This is a genomic window from Kitasatospora sp. NPDC096077 (assembly GCF_040303245.1).
Taxonomy (GTDB): domain Bacteria; phylum Actinomycetota; class Actinomycetes; order Streptomycetales; family Streptomycetaceae; genus Kitasatospora.
In genome coordinates this window covers 1-2,802 of sequence record NZ_JBEOSV010000144.1, presented here as the reverse complement: position 1 = coordinate 2,802, position 2,802 = coordinate 1, and the positions used below count along the sequence as shown (strand labels likewise).

Below are 2,802 nucleotides of genomic sequence, written 5' to 3'. Positions count from 1 at the left end.
CGCCGTCTGCTCCGCAGACATGACGCGCCGTCACTACGTGACGGAGCGTTGTGGCGCCCCTCCGGGGCGCAGTAGCGGAGAGTGATGTTGCGGCGCTCCGCACCGCTGGCCGGCGGGGGCTTCGGTCGCTGGCCTGGTGGCCCCTGGTCGGGGTGCCGGCGCGTCCGCGCCGGGCCCTACAGCCCCACCCGGGCTGGCCTGGCCAGGCATTTCTGCTGGTCAGTTGGGGTTTTGGCGCACTCCGTGCGCCTGGCTAACTGAGGGAGGGGGTGCCTGGGGTCCGCCCTCGGCTTCCCCTCTGCTGACCGGGAGCGACCCGGCCGGCCCCTCACCAGCAATCGCATTCTGTCACCACACCGCCCGACGGCGCAACCCCTCCCCTACAGACAGTACACACGACATGACAGGCCGCCAGGCCCACATTGGTCCAACCACAGGGCCAAATTTCGCGACCCCCAATAAGTCCCGACAACGCCCCGGACGGCGTATCAGAATGGCGCCGTCAGACAATCCTGCCGCACCCCACACCCTCACCCGGCATGCCGCGACAGAAATGCACCGCAGGCTCGGATATGTAACGCCAGAAATCCGCGCCACGACCCCTCAGAAACACCCCAGAATTGCCCCACTGACGACGTGACACAAAACCACGTTACAACCCACCAATCAACCCACGGAAATACACCACCACCCCGGGCCGGCCCGGCCGTCGGCGAGCAGGACCAGGACCAGGACCAGGCCGGCGGCGACCAGGACCAGGACCAGGACCAGGACCAGGACCAGGACCAGGACGAGCAGCACCCGGACAACGGCCACGCCGAGGCCGCAGCGCCAACGGACGAGTAGGACGTCGACCAGGCGCAGCGGGGCCGGGCCCGGAGCGCAGGCCGTCCGGCCCGGACGGCGGACACACGGACGGCAGCGAGCAGGCCGTCCCTGCGGACCGCACCCGGACGGCGGCGGGTGGACCGGTCTCGGGCGTGGGGGTCCGGGACCGGCGTTGATCAGACGTCTGCTTCTGCCTGGTCAGCTGGGCGTACTGCCCCTTCGAAGGAGGACCATCATGATCAAGCGCGCAGTAGTCGGCGCGGCGGCCGCCGCCCTTGTCGCGATCGGCGGCGGGGTCTCGCTCGCCCACGTGGGAACGGACGGCCTCGCGGCCCCGGCCTCGACCGGCAACGCCGTCCCGGCGACGCCGTCCCGGCAACGCCGAACATCGGCCAGGCCACCACGGCGGCCTGGTCCTGGGTCAACAGCGAGGGGGACCCGAACTTGGGGAGCGGGCCCCACGCGATCCCCGGTAGCTGGCACGGTACCAAGCGTGTCTGGCCCAACCACGTGACCGCTGCGGGCTGGCTCGACAAGCACCGCGAAGACGTCCTGTAACCCGGCGAACGTGCCCCGCCGGATCCCCTGTACCGGCGGGGGCATGAACCACCGCGGGCAGGCGTCCGGCGCAGCACGGCCAGGCCCCAACCTCCATGCCACACCCGAGGCACCACGCTAGTGACGACACCCCGCCTCCATGCCACGCGCGAGCCACCGCGGCGAGCAGCGGGACGGCGGCGGCCAGGACGCGCAGCGGCGAGGCCCGCGGCGCGCCCGGCCAACAGCGCCACCTCCCCGACTCCGACGGCGCGCGGACGGCGGCCTGGCGGCAGCGGGCAGGACGTCGACCACCCCGATTCAATGCCACACGCGAGCCACCACAGCGACCACCACCACGACGAACAGGACCACCACCAGGCCCGGCAGCGAACACGACCAGGACGACGGCGCGGCGCCGAGGCGGCACCGGGCAGGACCACGATCGGCAGGACGGCGGCGGGCCCGGCACCACCACGGCGGCCGTCACCAGGCGGACGCTGCCGGAAGTCTTGGGGGCCGGGTCCGGGCCGGTCACGGTTCTCGCAGTGCCCGTGCGGTCCGGGCGAGTTCCTCGATGCGGGCGGCGCGCTCGGGGTCGGCCTGGCGTAGGCGTTGCCAGCGCTGTTCGCGTTCGGTGCGGTGCTGTTCGCGGGCGGGGGTCTCGGCGGCGGCGAGGCGCTCGGCGGTGACGGCGAACTTCGGCGGTGCCCATTCCTGCCAGGCGATCCACCGGTCCTCGGGGTGGCTGTAGCGGCCGCGGGCGAGTCGGCCGCGCTCGCCGGTGGTCTCCAGCTGCCGGTAGGTCTCCTCGGCCATGCCGAGCTCGCCGGCCAGTTGGGCATCGAGCAGCCACCGCTGACCGGTAACGCCGGGTCGGAGCCTGGGATGGCGCCAGAGCGCTGCCCTGGACCGGGAAGGGCCGTCGTCTCCCGCGTCGGCGAGAACCCGGCCTCCTGCCCCCTGTTCCGTGCAGGGCGCAGCTGGGCGCTGGTCAGGTAGTCGGCACCGGTCCTGGCACGGCGGCTTCCTCGCGCATGGTCGGCGGCCGCTGTCGGAGTTCCGAGGGCCGGACCGCCCACGGGAGGACGTCCAGCGCGTACAGCGAGTCGCGCGGGGTGCCCCACCACCTTCCCTCCGAGTCCGGCGGCCTGGTCGCTTACTGGCGCAGATCACGTGCTTCTGGGATGCCGTATTCCTCCCGGGCCTGCGTGTTTCGGAGCGGGGAGACCCCTTGTCGTGGGCGCCTGAGTGACCGGATGATCAGCTCATGCCCATGAGCCGCGGCAATTTCGGTCAGGTTCCCGTGAGTACGCTGTTTCCCCATCTGTCTGCTGCCGCCGTCGAATCGCTGCAGCGCGCGGCCCGCATCGTTGACGCGGCTCAGCCGCAGGGCGCCGCAGCGATGTGGGAGTGGAAACTGGAGCATGCGGTCTT

2 protein-coding genes are annotated in these 2,802 nt (G+C 71.9%); both read right to left on the bottom strand.

The window, feature by feature from the left end:
- Positions 1 to 666 precede the first annotated feature (666 nt).
- A complete protein-coding gene (locus ABTZ03_RS44135; protein WP_350518932.1) occupies positions 667 to 816 on the bottom strand; it encodes a hypothetical protein in 150 nt (49 codons plus the stop codon).
- 1,083 nt (positions 817 to 1,899) lie between these two features.
- On the bottom strand, positions 1,900 to 2,184 hold the full coding sequence (locus ABTZ03_RS44130; RefSeq protein WP_350518931.1) for a hypothetical protein: 285 nt from the start codon (positions 2,182 to 2,184) through the stop codon (positions 1,900 to 1,902).
- Positions 2,185 to 2,802: the final 618 nt, after the last annotated feature.

Bases quoted from the DNA above. Each gene is read 5' to 3' on its own strand.
- ABTZ03_RS44130 (WP_350518931.1), bottom strand. From the start codon at position 2,184: ATGGCCGAGGAGACCTACCGGCAGCTGGAGACCACCGGCGAGCGCGGC.